Source organism: Pseudoxanthomonas sp., assembly GCF_002863005.1.
Taxonomy (GTDB): domain Bacteria; phylum Pseudomonadota; class Gammaproteobacteria; order Xanthomonadales; family Xanthomonadaceae; genus Pseudoxanthomonas_A.
The window spans coordinates 1-16,368 of sequence record NZ_PKDG01000056.1 but is presented as its reverse complement, the minus strand read 5'-3'; the positions used below and the strand labels follow the sequence as shown (position 1 = coordinate 16,368).

At 64.9% G+C, this 16,368-nt stretch carries 12 protein-coding genes, 1 tRNA gene and 1 pseudogene; all 14 read left to right on the top strand.

Annotation, left to right across the window (positions count from 1 at the left end):
* A pseudogene (locus CYU89_RS18160) lies at positions 1 to 172 on the top strand (elongation factor Tu); the annotation flags it as partial.
* A gap of 148 nt (positions 173 to 320) precedes the next feature.
* Positions 321 to 396: transfer RNA gene (locus CYU89_RS18155), tRNA-Trp, on the top strand.
* A gap of 62 nt (positions 397 to 458) precedes the next feature.
* Positions 459 to 848 carry a preprotein translocase subunit SecE gene (gene secE, locus CYU89_RS18150; RefSeq protein WP_296282930.1) on the top strand — a complete coding sequence of 130 codons (390 nt, stop codon included), beginning with the start codon at positions 459 to 461 and terminating at the stop codon, positions 846 to 848.
* A gap of 13 nt (positions 849 to 861) precedes the next feature.
* The gene (gene nusG, locus CYU89_RS18145; RefSeq protein WP_296282929.1) at positions 862 to 1,419 is read left to right on the top strand and encodes a transcription termination/antitermination protein NusG; all 558 of its coding nucleotides are present in this window, start codon (positions 862 to 864) and stop codon (positions 1,417 to 1,419) included.
* Positions 1,420 to 1,616: 197 nt separating this feature from the next.
* The gene (gene rplK / locus CYU89_RS18140) at positions 1,617 to 2,045 is read left to right on the top strand and encodes a 50S ribosomal protein L11 (protein WP_055945202.1); all 429 of its coding nucleotides are present in this window, start codon (positions 1,617 to 1,619) and stop codon (positions 2,043 to 2,045) included.
* Positions 2,046 to 2,048: 3 nt separating this feature from the next.
* Positions 2,049 to 2,747: a 50S ribosomal protein L1 gene (gene rplA / locus CYU89_RS18135; protein ID WP_296282928.1), complete on the top strand. Its 699-nt coding sequence runs from the start codon at positions 2,049 to 2,051 to the stop codon at positions 2,745 to 2,747.
* A gap of 372 nt (positions 2,748 to 3,119) precedes the next feature.
* Positions 3,120 to 3,656 (top strand): 50S ribosomal protein L10, encoded by a 537-nt coding sequence (gene rplJ, locus CYU89_RS18130; protein WP_296282927.1) that lies wholly within the window; start codon positions 3,120 to 3,122, stop codon positions 3,654 to 3,656.
* 59 nt (positions 3,657 to 3,715) lie between these two features.
* Positions 3,716 to 4,087, top strand: coding sequence for a 50S ribosomal protein L7/L12 (gene rplL, locus CYU89_RS18125; protein ID WP_296282926.1), 372 nt, complete (start codon positions 3,716 to 3,718; stop codon positions 4,085 to 4,087).
* Positions 4,088 to 4,323: 236 nt separating this feature from the next.
* On the top strand, positions 4,324 to 8,475 hold the full coding sequence (rpoB, locus tag CYU89_RS18120; protein ID WP_296282925.1) for a DNA-directed RNA polymerase subunit beta: 4,152 nt from the start codon (positions 4,324 to 4,326) through the stop codon (positions 8,473 to 8,475).
* A gap of 93 nt (positions 8,476 to 8,568) precedes the next feature.
* Positions 8,569 to 12,801 carry a DNA-directed RNA polymerase subunit beta' gene (gene rpoC, locus CYU89_RS18115; RefSeq protein ID WP_296282924.1) on the top strand — a complete coding sequence of 1,411 codons (4,233 nt, stop codon included), beginning with the start codon at positions 8,569 to 8,571 and terminating at the stop codon, positions 12,799 to 12,801.
* Between the two features lie 234 nt (positions 12,802 to 13,035).
* Positions 13,036 to 13,410 (top strand): 30S ribosomal protein S12, encoded by a 375-nt coding sequence (gene rpsL, locus CYU89_RS18110; protein WP_055945224.1) that lies wholly within the window; start codon positions 13,036 to 13,038, stop codon positions 13,408 to 13,410.
* Between the two features lie 12 nt (positions 13,411 to 13,422).
* On the top strand, positions 13,423 to 13,890 hold the full coding sequence (gene rpsG, locus CYU89_RS18105; protein ID WP_055945227.1) for a 30S ribosomal protein S7: 468 nt from the start codon (positions 13,423 to 13,425) through the stop codon (positions 13,888 to 13,890).
* Between the two features lie 175 nt (positions 13,891 to 14,065).
* Positions 14,066 to 16,156 carry an elongation factor G gene (gene fusA / locus CYU89_RS18100; RefSeq protein ID WP_192310115.1) on the top strand — a complete coding sequence of 697 codons (2,091 nt, stop codon included), beginning with the start codon at positions 14,066 to 14,068 and terminating at the stop codon, positions 16,154 to 16,156.
* A 74-nt stretch (positions 16,157 to 16,230) separates the two neighbouring features.
* On the top strand, positions 16,231 to 16,368 hold a 138-nt coding region (locus CYU89_RS18095), incomplete at its 3' end, for a GTP-binding protein (RefSeq protein WP_238482135.1).

Here is a 16,368-nt window from a genome sequence, read left to right as displayed (position 1 = left end):
CACGGGCGCCGTGACCCTGCCGGAAGGCGTGGAAATGGTCATGCCGGGCGACAACATCAAGATGGTGGTGACCCTGATCAACCCGGTGGCGATGGACGAAGGCCTGCGTTTCGCGATCCGCGAGGGCGGCCGCACGGTCGGCGCCGGCGTGGTGGCCAAGATCATCAAGTGACGTCCTGATCCGGACGGGTCAGCCCGTCCGGCTTCCTCGGGCCGTCATCCCCGCGCAGGCGGGGATCCAGCGCCTGATGAAGCGACAAGGGCGGACCGGAACCTCGGTCCGCCTTCGCCGTCTAAGGGAAGGTTGTAGCTGTATCGATACGCCAGTAGCTCAATTGGCAGAGCAGCGGTCTCCAAAACCGCAGGTTGGGGGTTCGAGTCCCTCCTGGCGTGCCACTTCCTTCCTCGCGGAGTACGGGTCTACCGTGCTTCCCTCGAGCTAAAGAGCGACAACTGACTTGAACAGCAAGGTCGAACAATCCAAAGCCGGCACGCCTGCCGCCGACATCGCCAAGTACGTCCTGGCGTTGGCGCTGGTCGTCGGTGGTCTGGTGGCATGGTGGTGGTTCAATGGGCAGTGGGCCACGCCGTTGCGCTCGCTGGCCGTCGTGGCCGGGTTGGTGTTGGGCGCGCTGGTGTTCCTGCAGACGGGCAAGGGGCGCGATACCCGTGAATTCCTGTCCGAGTCCCGATTCGAACTGCGCAAGGTCGTCTGGCCGACGCGCGAAGAAGCAACCCGAACGACGTGGGTCGTCATTGTGGTGGTGATCCTGCTCAGCCTGATCCTGGCGGGTTTCGACTTCACCATCCAGTGGGCGATCGAGAAGTTCCTGAATTTTGGTCGTTGAGGAGAGTGCCGCAGTGAAGCGTTGGTATGTCGTCCATGCCTATTCGGGCTTCGAGAAGTCGGTGGCCCAGGCCCTGCGCGATCGCATCGTCCGCGACGGCATGCAGGAGAAGTTCGGCGACGTCCTCGTCCCGACCGAAGAGGTCGTGGAGATGCGCTCCGGCCAGAAGCGCCGTTCCGAGCGCAAGTTCTTCCCCGGTTATGTGCTGGTCCAGATCGAGACCCATGACGACGGCGGCATCCCGCGCATGGACAATGAAAGCTGGCACCTGGTGAAGGACACCTCCAAGGTGCTCGGCTTCATCGGTGGCACCGCCGATCGTCCGCTGCCCATCCGCGACGAAGAGGCGGCCGCCATCCTGGATCGCGTGCAGGAAGGCGTCGAGAAGCCCAAGCCCAAGGTGCTGTTCGAGCCGGGCGAGATGGTCCGTGTCACCGACGGTCCGTTCAACGACTTCAACGGCGTGGTCGAGGAAGTCAATTACGAGAAGAGCCGCCTGCGCGTGGCGGTGTTGATCTTCGGCCGTTCCACCCCGGTGGAGCTGGAATTCGGACAGGTCGAGAAGGCCTGATCCGGCGGCCGGGCCCGCTCGAGCGGGTCCGCCAAAACCCTGTTATACTGCGCGGCTCCCTGAACGGCTGGCCGGGCAGGAGCCATGGCCGCCTTCGGGTGGCCATTGGCGCGTTCGAGATACGCGATGCCGGGACGCGTGATTTTCCCGGTCCGATGGGGAGCCTTCACAGGCGCTAGCACCCGGAGAGTACTCACATGGCAAAGAAAGTTGTCGGTTACATCAAGCTGCAGGTGAAGGCCGGTCAGGCCAACCCCTCGCCGCCGGTCGGTCCTGCGCTGGGTCAGCGCGGCCTGAACATCATGGAATTCTGCAAGGCGTTCAACGCCGCCACGCAGAAGCTGGAGCCGGGTCTCCCGATTCCGGTGGTCATCACGGCCTATTCCGACCGCACCTTCACCTTCATCACCAAGACGCCCCCGGCGTCGATCCTGCTGAAGAAGGCCGTCGGCATCACGTCCGGCTCCAAGCGCCCCAACACCGAGAAGGTGGGCAAGGTCACCCGCAAGCAGCTCGAGGACATCGCCAAGGCGAAGGAACCCGACCTGACCGCGGCCGACCTGGACGCAGCGGTGCGCACGATCGCGGGTTCCGCCCGCTCCATGGGCCTGACGGTAGAGGGTTAAGAGATGGCACAGAACAAGCGACAGAAGGCCATCCTGGCCGCCGTGACCCCCGGCAAGGCATACGCCATTGACGAGGCCCTGAAGATCGTCAAGACCGCGGTCAAGTCCAAGTTCGTCGAGTCCGTCGACGTGGCCGTGCGCCTGGGCGTGGACGCCAAGAAGTCCGACCAGCAGGTGCGCGGCTCCACCGTGCTGCCGGCCGGTACCGGCAAGTCGGTCCGCGTGGCGGTGTTCGCCCCGGCGGGCGCGAAGGCTGACGAGGCCGCCGCCGCTGGCGCCGAGGCCGTCGGCATGGATGATCTGGCCGAGAAGATGCTGGCCGGCGACATCAACTACGACGTGGTCATCGCCACGCCGGACGCGATGCGCGTGGTCGGCAAGCTGGGTACGGTCCTGGGCCCGCGCGGCCTGATGCCGAACCCCAAGGTCGGCACCGTGTCGCCGAACCCGGCCGAGGCGGTCAAGAACGCCAAGTCGGGCCAGGTGCGCTACCGCACCGACAAGGCCGGCATCATCCACTGCACCATCGGCAAGGCGAGCTTCGAGGATGAAGCGCTGAAGTCGAACCTGCAGGCGCTGCTGATCGATCTGGTCAAGGCCAAGCCGGCCACCTCCAAGGGCCAGTACCTGCAGAAGATCTCGGTCAGCTCGACCATGGGCCCCGGCGTGACGGTGGACCAGTCTTCGCTGTCCCTGAAGTAGTCGCATCACCCCTGTTCCGCGACGCGGGGCAGGGCGCAACAGCATTTTGAGGGCAGTCGCCCAGGCCGGTTTCCGGTGCAAGCGACAGCCGTCAAAGACCGCAGGTGCGGTCAGCGCGTGACGACGACGGGCAGGGAGGCTCGTGTTGGCAGGGAATCGCCGTCGTGACTAGCGGGATCGCTTAATCCACACCCGCAAGGGAGTGCGCCTGCGCAGATGGTGCCGCCTTCTGGAAGTTTTCTGGTGCCGGCCGCAAGGCCGGCCCGTCAGACAGGCCACCGACGGGACCGCAAGTCCCCGGCATCCAGGATGGACGCCGTCCAGGACCGCGAACGGCAGGAGCCGCGAGCGGAGTCAATAAGTGAGGAGTGTATGGCTCTCAATCTGTCCCAGAAGCAAGAAGTAGTCGCCGAACTGGCAGACGTCGCCGCCAAGGCGCACTCCCTGGTCGCTGCCGAATACGCAGGCACCACGGTCACCCAGATGACCGCGATGCGCAAGAAGGCCCGCGAGACCGGTGTGTACTTGAAGGTAGTCAAGAACACGCTGGCCGTGCGCGCCATCGCCGGTACCGAGTTCGAGGTTGTCCAGGACAAGCTCGTCGGTCCGCTGCTGTATGCGTTTTCGACCGAGGAGCCCGGCGCTGCCGGTCGCCTGATCAAGGAGTTCGCCAAGGGCAACGACAAGCTTCAGCCGAAGGTCGTCTCCGTGGGTGGCCAGCTGTATCCGGCCAGCCATGTGGAAGTCCTGGCGTCGCTGCCGACCCGCGACCAGGCGCTGGCCATGTTGGCCCGCGTGCTGGCCGAACCTGCGTCCATGTTCGCCCGCGCCGTCAAGGCCGTGGCCGACCAGCAGGGTGGTGGTGAAGCGCCGGCGGAAGCCGCCGCTGAAGCCCCGGCCGAAGCCTGAGTTCGACGTCTTACGGTTCTACGAACCCTAATCCCAGATAATTTCCAAAGGTAAACACAATGTCCCTTTCCAACGAACAGATCGTCGACGCCATTGCCGGCAAGACCCTGATGGAAGTGATGGAGCTGGTCAAGGCCATCGAAGAGAAGTTCGGCGTCTCCGCCGCCGCCCCGGTCGCCGCTGCTGCCGGCCCGGCCGCCGCTGCCGCCCCGGTCGAAGAGCAGACCGAGTTCACCATCGTCCTGAAGGACGCCGGTGCCAAGAAGGTCGACGTCATCAAGGCCGTGCGCGCCATCACCGGCCTGGGCCTGAAGGAAGCCAAGGACCTCACCGAAGCCGGTGGCGTCCTGAAGGAAGGCATCTCGAAGGACGACGCCGACAAGTTCAAGAAGGAACTCGAAGCCGCTGGTGCGAGCGTCGAAGTCAAGTAAGTCGTATCCGTCGCCCTTTCACCCAGGCGACAACCCGAGGCCGGGGGCGAAAGCCCCTGGCCTTCGGTCGTTTCAAGACGTAGCGATGTAGAAGCGAGTTTGTAGTTGGAAGTAGCGGCAGAAGGCGTGCTGGTGCCGGCAATACCAGCGACTTCCAACTGGAAATTCCCCCGTTCGAAAGAATGTCCCCCGTGTGGTCGCGGACGCGCGCCCCACGCTGCCAGAGGCACAGTCACATGACGACATATTCGTTCACCGAGAAAAAGCGCATCCGCAAGGATTTCGGCAAGCAGCGGTCGATCCTCGAGGTCCCGTTCCTGCTGGCCATCCAGGTCGATTCCTACCGCGAGTTCCTGCAGGAACACACCGATCCCGCGAGGCGCGAGGACCGCGGCCTGCATGCTGCGCTGAAGTCGGTCTTCCCGATCGCCAGCTACAGCGGCAACGCCGCGCTGGAATACGTCGGCTACAAGCTCGGCGAACCGGTGTTCGACGAGCGCGAGTGCCGCAACCGTGGCCTGAGCTACGGCGCCCCGCTGCGCGTGACCGTGCGCCTGGTGATCTACGACCGCGAGTCGTCGACCAAGGCCATCAAGTACGTGAAGGAGCAGGAGGTCTATCTGGGCGAAATTCCGCTCATGACCGACAACGGCACCTTCATCGTCAACGGCACCGAGCGCGTCATCGTCTCGCAGCTGCACCGCTCGCCGGGCGTGTTCTTCGATCACGACCGTGGCAAGACGCACAGCTCGGGCAAGCTGCTGTACAGCGCCCGCATCATTCCTTACCGCGGCTCCTGGCTGGACTTCGAGTTCGACCCGAAGGACGCGCTGTTCACGCGTATCGACCGTCGCCGCAAGCTGCCGGTCTCGATCCTGCTGCGCGCACTGGGCTACTCCAACGAGGAGATGCTCAACGAGTTCTTCGACGTCAACACCTTCCACATCCTGCCGGAAGGCGTGCAGCTGGAGCTGGTCGCCGAGCGCCTGCGCGGCGAGACGCTGAACTTCGACCTGGCCGACGGTGACAAGGTCATCGTGGAAGCCGGCAAGCGCATTACCGCGCGCCACGTGAAGCAGCTGGAGCAGTCGGGCATCGCCGCCCTGGCCGTGCCGGACGAGTACCTGGTGGGCCGCATCCTGTCGCACGACGTGATCGACGCCAACACCGGCGAGCTGCTGGCCGCCGCCAACGACGAGATCACCGACGACCAGCTGGCCAAGTTCCGCAAGGCCGGCGTGGACGCGGTGGGCACGCTGTGGGTCAACGACCTGGATCGTGGTCCGTACCTGTCCAACACCCTGCGCATCGATCCCACCAAGACGCAGCTCGAAGCGCTGGTCGAGATCTACCGCATGATGCGTCCCGGCGAGCCGCCGACCAAGGATGCCGCGCAGAACCTGTTCCACAACCTGTTCTTCACCTTCGAGCGCTACGACCTGTCGAACGTCGGCCGCATGAAGTTCAACCGTCGCGTGGGCCGCAAGGAAACCACCGGCGAAGCCGTGCTGTACGACAAGAAGTATTTCGGCGCGCGCAATGACGAAGAAGCCAAGCGCCTGGTCGCCAGCCTGGGCGAGACCTCGGACATCCTGGACGTCATCAAGGTCCTGACCGAGATCCGCAACGGCCGCGGCACCGTGGACGACATCGACCACCTGGGCAACCGTCGCGTGCGTTCGGTCGGCGAAATGGCCGAGAACGTCTTCCGCGTTGGCCTGGTCCGCGTCGAGCGCGCCGTCAAGGAGCGCCTGTCGATGGCCGAGTCCGAGGGCCTGACCCCGCAGGAACTGATCAACGCCAAGCCGGTGGCCGCGGCGATCAAGGAGTTCTTCGGCTCCTCGCAGCTGTCGCAGTTCATGGACCAGAACAACCCGCTGTCGGAAGTCACGCACAAGCGTCGCGTGTCGGCCCTCGGCCCGGGCGGCCTGACCCGCGAGCGTGCCGGCTTCGAAGTGCGCGACGTGCACCCGACCCACTACGGCCGCGTCTGCACCATCGAGACGCCGGAAGGCCCGAACATCGGCCTGATCAACTCGCTGGCCGTGTACGCACGCACCAACAGCTATGGCTTCCTCGAGACGCCGTACCGCAAGGTCGTGGACGGCACCATCACCGACGAGATCGAATACCTGTCGGCGATCGAAGAGAACGAGTACGTCATCGCGCAGGCCAACGCGCTGCATGACGCCAAGAGCCGCCTGACCGAGCAGTTCGTGCCGTGCCGCTACCAGGGCGAATCGCTGCTGAAGCCGCCGAGCGAAGTCGACTACATGGACGTCTCGCCGATGCAGACCGTGTCGGTCGCCGCGGCGCTGGTGCCGTTCCTGGAGCACGATGACGCCAACCGCGCACTGATGGGCGCTAACATGCAGCGCCAGGCCGTGCCGACGCTGCGCGCGCAGAAGCCGCTGGTCGGTACCGGCATCGAGCGCGCCGTGGCGCGCGACTCGGGCGTGACCGTGAACGCCCGCCGTGGCGGCGTGGTTGAGCAGATCGACGCCGGCCGCATCGTGGTCAAGGTCAACGAAGTCGAGATCTCCGGTGAAACCGATGCCGGCGTCGATATCTATTCGCTGATCAAGTACACGCGCTCCAACCAGAACACCTGCATCAATCAGCGTCCGCTGGTGAACGTGGGCGACGTGGTCGCGCGCGGCGACGTGCTGGCCGACGGTCCTTCGACCGACATCGGCGAGCTGGCGCTGGGCCAGAACATGCTGATCGCGTTCATGCCGTGGAACGGCTACAACTTCGAAGACTCCATCCTGCTCTCCGAGCGCGTGGTGGAAGAGGATCGCTACACCACGATCCACATCGAAGAGCTGACCTGCGTCGCGCGCGACACCAAGCTGGGGCCGGAGGAAATCTCCGCCGACATCCCGAACGTCTCCGAGCAGGCACTGAACCGCCTCGACGAGAGCGGCGTGGTGTACATCGGCGCCGAAGTGCGTGCCGGCGACATCATGGTCGGCAAGGTGACGCCGAAGGGCGAAAGCCAGCTGACCCCGGAAGAGAAGCTGCTGCGCGCGATCTTCGGCGAGAAGGCCTCGGACGTGAAGGACAGCTCGCTGCGCGTGCCCCCGGGCATGGACGGCACCGTCATCGACGTGCAGGTCTTCACCCGCGACGGCATCGAGAAGGACAAGCGTGCGCGCCAGATCGAGGAAAACGAGATCAAGCGCGTCAAGAAGGACTTCGACGACCAGTTCCGCATCCTGGAAGGCGCCATCTACGCCCGCCTGCGCTCGCAGCTGGTCGGCAAGGTCGCCAACGGTGGCCCGGGTGCGCTGAAGAAGGGGGACGCGATCACCGACGCCTACCTCGACGGCCTGAAGAAGTCGGAGTGGTTCACCCTGCGCATGAAGGACGATGACGCGTCCGACGCCATCGAGCGCGCCCAGATGCAGATCCAGGCGCACGAGAAGGAATTTGAGCGTCGCTTCGCCGACAAGCGCGGCAAGATCACCGCCGGCGACGACCTCGCTCCGGGCGTGCTGAAGATGGTCAAGGTCTACCTGGCCGTGAAGCGCCGCATCCAGCCGGGCGACAAGATGGCCGGCCGCCACGGCAACAAGGGTGTCGTGTCGACCATCGTGCCGGTCGAAGACATGCCGTACATGGCCACCGGCGAGACCGTGGACATCGTGCTGAACCCGCTGGGCGTGCCGTCGCGCATGAACATCGGCCAGGTGCTGGAAGTGCACCTGGGCTGGGCCGCGAAGGGGTTGGGCAAGAAGATCCAGGACATGCTGGATGCCCAGGCCAAGGTGGCCGACCTGCGCAAGTTCCTGACGCAGATCTACAACCACGACCAGAAGCTGGGCGAGGACCGCGTGGACCTGGACCAGTTCAGCGATGCCGAACTGATCGCGCTGGCCAAGAACCTGACCGACGGCGTGCCGATGGCCACCCCGGTGTTCGACGGTGCGGCGGAAACCGAGATCAAGCACATGCTCGAGCTCGCGGACCTGCCGATCAGCGGCCAGACCCAGCTGTACGACGGCCGCACGGGCGAGGCGTTCGATCGCCACACCACGGTCGGCTACATGCACATGCTGAAGCTGAACCACCTGGTGGACGACAAGATGCACGCGCGTTCCACCGGTCCGTACTCGCTCGTCACCCAGCAGCCGCTGGGCGGCAAGGCGCAGTTCGGTGGCCAGCGCTTCGGTGAAATGGAAGTCTGGGCGCTGGAAGCCTACGGCGCGGCGCACACCCTGCAGGAAATGCTGACGGTCAAGTCGGACGACGTGCAGGGCCGCAACCAGATGTACAAGAACATCGTCGATGGCGCCCACGAGATGGTCGCGGGCATGCCGGAATCCTTCAACGTGCTGGTGAAGGAAATCCGCTCGCTCGCCATCAACATGGAACTGGAAGACTGACCGCAAGGGCGCGGCGGCACTGACCTGCCGCCCGCGCCGTTCGTCCCCGGTCAACCCGCCATCGACAAAGCTTCCTCCTGACGGAGAAACAAAATGAAAGACCTGCTCAACCTCTTCAACCAGCAGCGCCAGACGCTGGACTTCGACGCGATCAAGATCGCGCTGGCCTCGCCGGACCTGATCCGCTCGTGGTCCTTCGGCGAAGTGAAGAAGCCGGAAACCATCAACTACCGTACCTTCAAGCCGGAACGCGACGGCCTGTTCTGCTCTGCCATCTTCGGCCCGATCAAGGACTACGAGTGCCTGTGCGGCAAGTACAAGCGCATGAAGCACCGCGGCGTCGTCTGCGAGAAGTGCGGCACGGAAGTGACGCTGGCCAAGGTGCGCCGCGAGCGCATGGGCCACATCGACCTGGCCAGCCCGGTCGCGCACATCTGGTTCCTTAAGTCGCTGCCGTCACGCATCGGCCTGATGCTGGACATGACGCTGCGCGACATCGAACGCGTGCTGTACTTCGAAGCCTACGTTGTCACCGAGCCGGGCCTGACCTCGCTCGAGCGCCGCCAGCTGCTGACCGAAGAACAGTTCATGCAGGCGCGCCAGGAGCACGGCGATGACTTCGACGCCGCCATGGGTGCCGAAGCCGTCTACGACCTGCTGCGCACCATCGACCTGCAGGCCGAGATGGTGAACCTGCGCGAGGACATCGCCAGCACCGGTTCGGAAACCAAGCTGAAGCGCCTCACCAAGCGCATCAAGCTGATGGAAGCGTTCCTGGAGTCGGGCAACCGTCCGGAATGGATGGTCATGACCGTGTTGCCGGTGCTGCCGCCGGACCTGCGTCCGCTGGTGCCGCTGGACGGTGGCCGCTTCGCGACCTCCGACCTCAACGATCTGTACCGTCGCGTCATCAACCGCAACAACCGCCTGCGCCGCCTGCTGGAGCTCAACGCGCCGGACATCATCGTGCGCAACGAAAAGCGCATGCTGCAGGAGTCGGTGGACGCCCTGATGGACAACGGCCGTCGCGGCCGCGCCATCACCGGCACCAACAAGCGTCCGCTCAAGTCGCTGGCCGACATGATCAAGGGCAAGCAGGGCCGCTTCCGCCAGAACCTGCTCGGCAAGCGCGTCGACTACTCCGGCCGTTCGGTCATCGTGGTCGGTCCCACCCTGCGCCTGCACGAGTGTGGCCTGCCGAAGAAGATGGCGCTGGAGCTGTTCAAGCCGTTCGTGTTCGCCAAGCTGCAGCGTCGCGGCCTGGCCACCACCATCAAGGCCGCCAAGAAGCTGGTCGAGCGCGAAGAAGCCGACGTCTGGGACATCCTGGAAGAAGTCATCCGCGAGCACCCGGTGCTGCTGAACCGCGCGCCGACGCTGCACCGCCTGGGCATCCAGGCGTTCGAGCCGGTGCTGATCGAAGGCAAGGCCATCCAGCTGCATCCGCTGGTCTGCACCGCGTTCAACGCCGACTTCGACGGTGACCAGATGGCCGTCCACGTGCCGCTCTCGCTGGAAGCCCAGCTGGAAGCGCGCGCGCTGATGATGTCGTCCAACAACATCCTGTCGCCCGCCAACGGCGAGCCGATCATCGTGCCGTCGCAGGACGTGGTGCTGGGCCTGTACTACATGACCCGCGCGCTGGAGAACAAGAAGGGCGAGGGCATGGCCTTCGCGAACATCGCCGAGGTCAAGCGCGCCTACGACAACCGCGCCGTCGAGCTGCACGCGAAGGTCAAGGTCCGCATCAGCGGCACCGTGATCGACGAGGAGGGCGGTCGCAGCCAGCAGACCAGCATCGTGGACACCACGATCGGTCGCGCGCTGCTGGCCGAGATCCTGCCGGAAGGCCTGCCGTTCGCCTTGGTCAACACCGAGTTGAACAAGAAGGCCATCAGCCGCCTGATCAACTCCAGCTACCGCATGCTGGGCCTGAAGGACACGGTCGTGTTCGCCGACAAGCTGATGTACACCGGTTTCGCGTACGCCACGCGCGCCGGTGTCTCGATCGGCATCGACGACATGCTGATCCCGGCCGAGAAGAAGGGCATCCTGGGCGAAGCCGAGCAGGAAGTGCTGGAAATCCAGGAGCAGTACCAGAGCGGTCTGGTCACCGCCGGCGAGCGCTACAACAAGGTGGTCGACATCTGGTCGCGCACCAACGAGCGCATCGCCAAGGCGATGATGGACACCATCGGTACCGACAAGGTGAAGAACGCCAAGGGCGAGACCATCAACGAAAAGTCGATGAACTCGCTCTACATCATGGCCGACTCCGGTGCCCGTGGTAGCCAGGCGCAGATCCGCCAGCTGGCCGGCATGCGTGGCCTGATGGCCCGCCCCGACGGCTCGATCATCGAGACGCCCATCAAGGCGAACTTCCGTGAAGGCCTGAACGTGCAGGAGTACTTCAACTCCACGCACGGTGCCCGCAAGGGTCTGGCCGATACCGCGCTGAAGACGGCGAACTCCGGTTACCTGACCCGTCGCCTGGTCGACGTGGCGCAGGACGTGGTGATCACCGAGGTCGATTGCGGCACGCAGGAAGGCCTGACCATGACCCCGATCGTGGAAGGCGGCGACGTGGTCGAGCCGCTGCGTGACCGCGTGCTGGGCCGCATCGTGGCCGAGGACGTGTTCCTGCCCGGCAACGACGAGGACCCCATCGTCACCCGCAACACGCTGCTGGACGAAGCCTGGGTGCAGAAGCTGGAAGATGCCGGCGTGCAGTCCCTGAAGGTGCGTTCCACCATCACCTGCGAATCCGAGTTCGGCGTCTGTGCGCACTGCTACGGTCGCGACCTGGCCCGTGGCCACATCGTCAACATCGGCGAAGCGGTCGGCGTCATCGCCGCGCAGTCGATCGGTGAGCCCGGCACGCAGCTGACCATGCGTACGTTCCACATCGGTGGTGCGGCATCGCGTGCGGCAGCCGTGGACAACATCACGGTCAAGACCACCGGTTCCATCAAGTTCAACAACCTGAAGTTCGTCGAACACGCGAACGGCAGCCTGGTCGCGGTCTCGCGTTCGGGCGAGCTGTCGGTGCTCGATGGCCATGGCCGCGAGCGCGAGCGTTACAAGCTGCCCTACGGCGCCACCATCAACGTCAAGGACGGCGCGCAGATCACCGCCGGCCAGGCCGTGGCGAACTGGGATCCGCACAACCACCCGATCGTGTCGGAAGTGGCCGGCTTCGTGCGCTTCGTGGACTTCGTCGATGGCGTCACCGTCATCGAGAAGACCGACGACCTGACCGGCCTGGCGTCGCGCGAGATCACCGATCCGAAGCGCCGTGGTTCGCAGGGCAAGGACCTGCGTCCGATCGTCCGCATCGTGGATAAGGACGGCAAGGACCTCAGCATCCCCGGGACCGACCTGCCGGCGCAGTACCTGCTGCCGCCGCGCTCGATCGTCAACCTGCAGGACGGCGCTCCCGTCGGCGTGGGCGACGTGGTCACCAAGGTGCCGCAGGAAGCGTCCAAGACCCGCGACATCACCGGTGGTCTGCCGCGCGTGGCCGACCTGTTCGAAGCCCGCAAGCCGAAGGACCCGGCTATCCTGGCCGAGCGCTCCGGCGTCATCAGCTTCGGCAAGGACACCAAGGGCAAGCAGCGCCTGATCATCAAGGACACCGATGGTTCGGAGCACGAGGAGCTGATCCCGAAGTTCCGCCAGATCATCGTGTTCGAAGGCGAGCACGTGGCCAAGGGCGAAACCATCGTGGACGGCGAGCCGAGCCCGCAGGACATCCTGCGCCTGCTGGGCGTCGAACCGCTGGCGGCCTACCTGGTCAAGGAAATCCAGGACGTCTACCGCCTGCAGGGCGTGAAGATCAACGACAAGCACATCGAGGTGATCACCCGCCAGATGCTGCGCAAGGTCGAGATCACCGATGCCGGCAACAGCAAGTTCCTCGCCGGCGAGCAGGTCGAGAAGCAGCGCTTCATCGAAGAGAACGCGAAGCTGCTGGCCCGCAACGAGCTGCCCGCGAAGTACGACCCGGTCCTGCTGGGCATCACCAAGGCCTCGCTGGCGACGGAATCGTTCATCTCCGCGGCCTCGTTCCAGGAGACCACGCGCGTGCTGACCGAGGCGGCCGTCCGCGGCACCCGCGACACGCTGCGCGGCCTGAAGGAAAACGTCATCGTCGGCCGCCTCATCCCGGCGGGTACCGGCCTGGCGTACCACAACCAGCGCCGTCGCAATGCGTCGGGCCTGACCGAGGCGGAAGTGAACGCCCTGTCGGGCGGCGTCGCCGAGGCTGCTCCTGCAGTCGTGGCGACCACCACCGACGACGCCGGCGAGGAGTCCAGCGCCAGCTAAACCGTACTACCTGACGGCCTCCGGGCCGTCCCAGACCACGAAAAGAGGCGCAGGAAGCGCCTCGTTTTCGGCCCAGGAAGGGCGGGATCGCAGTCAGTTGGCAGGCACCTACCTCCGTTGCGTTGACGGTCGGGCGGGTGGCCGGCTATACTTTTCCGTCTAGGTGGGCCGTCTTGCGGCCTGCCTTCGTTTTCATGTCAAACAAGGCTCCGGCCTTCACACGAAGAATCCACTATGGCAACCGTCAATCAGCTGGTCCGCAAGCCGCGGCAGGCACCCACGTACAAGAGTCAGTCGCCCGCGCTGGACAACTGCCCGCAGCGTCGCGGCGTGTGCACCCGCGTCTACACGACGACCCCGAAGAAGCCCAACTCGGCGCTTCGCAAGGTCGCCAAGGTGCGCCTGACCAACCAGGAAGAAATCATCAGCTACATCGGCGGTGAGGGCCACAACCTGCAGGAGCACTCCGTGGTGCTCGTGCGCGGCGGCCGCGTCAAGGATCTGCCGGGCGTGCGCTACCACACCGTGCGCGGCTCGCTCGACGCCTCCGGCGTCGCCAAGCGCCGCCAGGGCCGTTCGAAGTACGGCGCCAAGCGTCCCAAGGCTTAAGGAAAAAGAATCATGTCGCGCAAAGGCTCTGCCCCCCAACGTGAAATCCTGCCGGACCCCAAGCACGGCAGCCAGACGATTGCCCGCTTCATCAACATGGTGATGCTGAGCGGCAAGAAGTCGGTCGCCGAAAAGATCGTGTACGGCGCCATGGACGTCATCGGCGAAAAGAACCCCAACGCCCTCGAGCTGGTCGAGAAGGCGCTGGACAACGTCTCGCCGGCCGTCGAAGTGAAGTCGCGCCGCGTCGGCGGCGCCACCTACCAGGTGCCGGTCGAAGTGCGTTCGTCGCGCCGCATGGCGCTGGCGATGCGCTGGCTGATCGAATCCGCGCGCAAGCGCGGCGAGAACACCATGCCGCGCAAGCTGGCTGCCGAACTGCTGGATGCCTCCGAGAACCGCGGCGGCGCCATCAAGAAGCGTGAAGAGACCCACCGCATGGCGGAAGCGAACAAGGCGTTCGCGCACTACCGCTGGTAACGGCCTCGTGGCCCTTGCATGCAGGGGCCTCCGACACCATCTAGGTGTCCCTGGGGCGCAGTTTGGCGCCCCGCCCCGAAGGCCGCCGAAAGGCGGCATTCGGCCATCTGAAGATCCGCCCTCCACGGAAGGCCCTGGCATCCCGCCGGCCCTCCATTAGAAAAGAGAGACTGTCGTGGCTCGCACCACTCCCATCGAGCGTTACCGCAATTTCGGCATCATGGCGCACATCGACGCCGGCAAGACCACCACGTCCGAGCGCATCCTGTTCTACACCGGCGTCAGCCACAAGATCGGTGAAGTGCACGACGGTGCCGCGACCATGGACTGGATGGAGCAGGAGCAGGAGCGCGGCATCACCATCACGTCCGCCGCAACCACGGCGTTCTGGACCGGCATGGACAAGTCCCTGCCGCAGCACCGCTTCAACATCATCGATACCCCCGGCCACGTCGACTTCACCATCGAAGTCGAGCGTTCGCTGCGCGTGCTCGACGGCGCGGTGTTCGTGCTGTGCGCCGTGGGCGGCGTGCAGCCGCAGTCCGAGACCGTGTGGCGCCAGGCCAACAAGTACGCCGTGCCGCGTCTTGCGTTCGTCAACAAGATGGACCGTACCGGTGCCGACTTCTTCAAGGTCGTCGACCAGCTGAAGACCCGCCTGGGCGCGTACCCGGTGCCGATGCAGGTGCCGGTCGGCGCCGAAGACGGCTTCGAGGGCGTCATCGACCTGCTGAAGATGAAGTACATCCATTGGGATGTCGCTTCCCAGGGCACCAAGTTCGAGTACCGCGACATTCCCGCCGAGCTGGCTGACAAGGCCGCGACGGATCGCGCCTTCATGGTCGAAGCGGCTGCCGAAGCCAGCGAAGAGCTGATGGACAAGTACCTCAACGAGGGCGACCTGTCCGAAGCCGAGATCATCGCCGGCCTGCGCGAGCGCACGCTGAAGGTGGAAGTGATTCCGGTCTACTGCGGCTCCGCGTTCAAGAACAAGGGCGTGCAGGCCATGCTCGACGGCGTGATCCAGCTGCTGCCGTCGCCGACCGATCGTCCGCCGGTCCAGGGCATCGACGAGAACGAGAAGGAAGACAGCCGCAAGGCGGGCGACAACGAGCCGTTCTCGGCGCTGGCGTTCAAGATCATGACGGACCCGTTCGTGGGTTCGCTGACGTTCTTCCGCGTCTACTCGGGCGTGCTGAACTCCGGCGACGCCGTGTACAACCCGGTCAAGTCGAAGAAGGAGCGCGTGGGTCGCATCCTGCAGATGCACTCCAACCAGCGCGACGAGATCAAGGAAGTGCGCGCGGGCGACATCGCCGCAGCGGTCGGCCTGAAGGACGTCACCACGGGTGACACGCTGTGCTCGCTCGACCACATCATCACCCTGGAGCGCATGGTGTTCCCGGAGCCCGTCATCTCGATGGCGGTGGAGCCGAAGACCAAGTCCGACCAGGAGAAGATGGGTCTGGCCCTCGGCCGCCTGGCGCAGGAAGATCCCTCGTTCCGCGTCAAGACGGACGAAGAATCCGGCCAGACGATCATCTCGGGCATGGGCGAGCTGCACCTGGAAATCCTGGTGGACCGCATGAAGCGCGAGTTCAACGTGGAAGCCAACGTCGGCAAGCCGCAGGTGGCGTACCGCGAGACGATCCGCAAGTCGGTCAAGCAGGACGGCAAGTTCGTGCGTCAGTCGGGCGGTCGCGGCCAGTACGGCCACATTGTCATCGAAATGTCGCCGGTCGAGCGCGGCGTGGGCTTCTCTTACGAAAGCGCGATCGTCGGCGGCGTGGTGCCGAAGGAATATGTGGCTGCCGCGGGCAAGGGCATCGAAGACGCCATGAAGAGCGGCCCGCTGGCCGGCTTCCCGGTGGTCGACATCGCCATCAAGGCGGTCGACGGTTCGTTCCATGACGTCGACTCCAACGAAATGGCGTTCAAGGTCGCCGGCTCGATGGCCTTCAAGGAAGCTTTCAGCAAGGCCCAGCCGGTCCTGCTGGAGCCGATGATGAAGGTCGAGATCGTCACCCCGGAAGACTATCTGGGCGACGTGATGGGCGACGTGAGCCGTCGTCGCGGCATCCTGCAGGGTCAGGACGACAGTCCGTCCGGCAAGGTGATCGCTGCGATGGTGCCGCTGGGCGAAATGTTCGGCTACGCCACCACGCTGCGTTCGATGTCGCAGGGTCGCGCCACGTTCTCGATGGAGTTCGACCACTACGCGGAAGCGCCGGCCAACATCGCCGACGCGGTCGTCAAGAAGAACTGAGCAATGGGGCAGGGTGTCGCGGTCGCGATACCCTGCATTCCCGTCACGAATCACGCATAACAAGGTAGAAGACAATGGCAAAGGGTAAATTCGAACGCACCAAGCCCCACGTGAACGTGGGCACGATTGGTCACGTTGACCACGGCAAGACGACGCTGACGGCGGCGCTGACGAAGATCGGCGCGGAGCGTTTCGGTGGCGAGTTCAAGGCC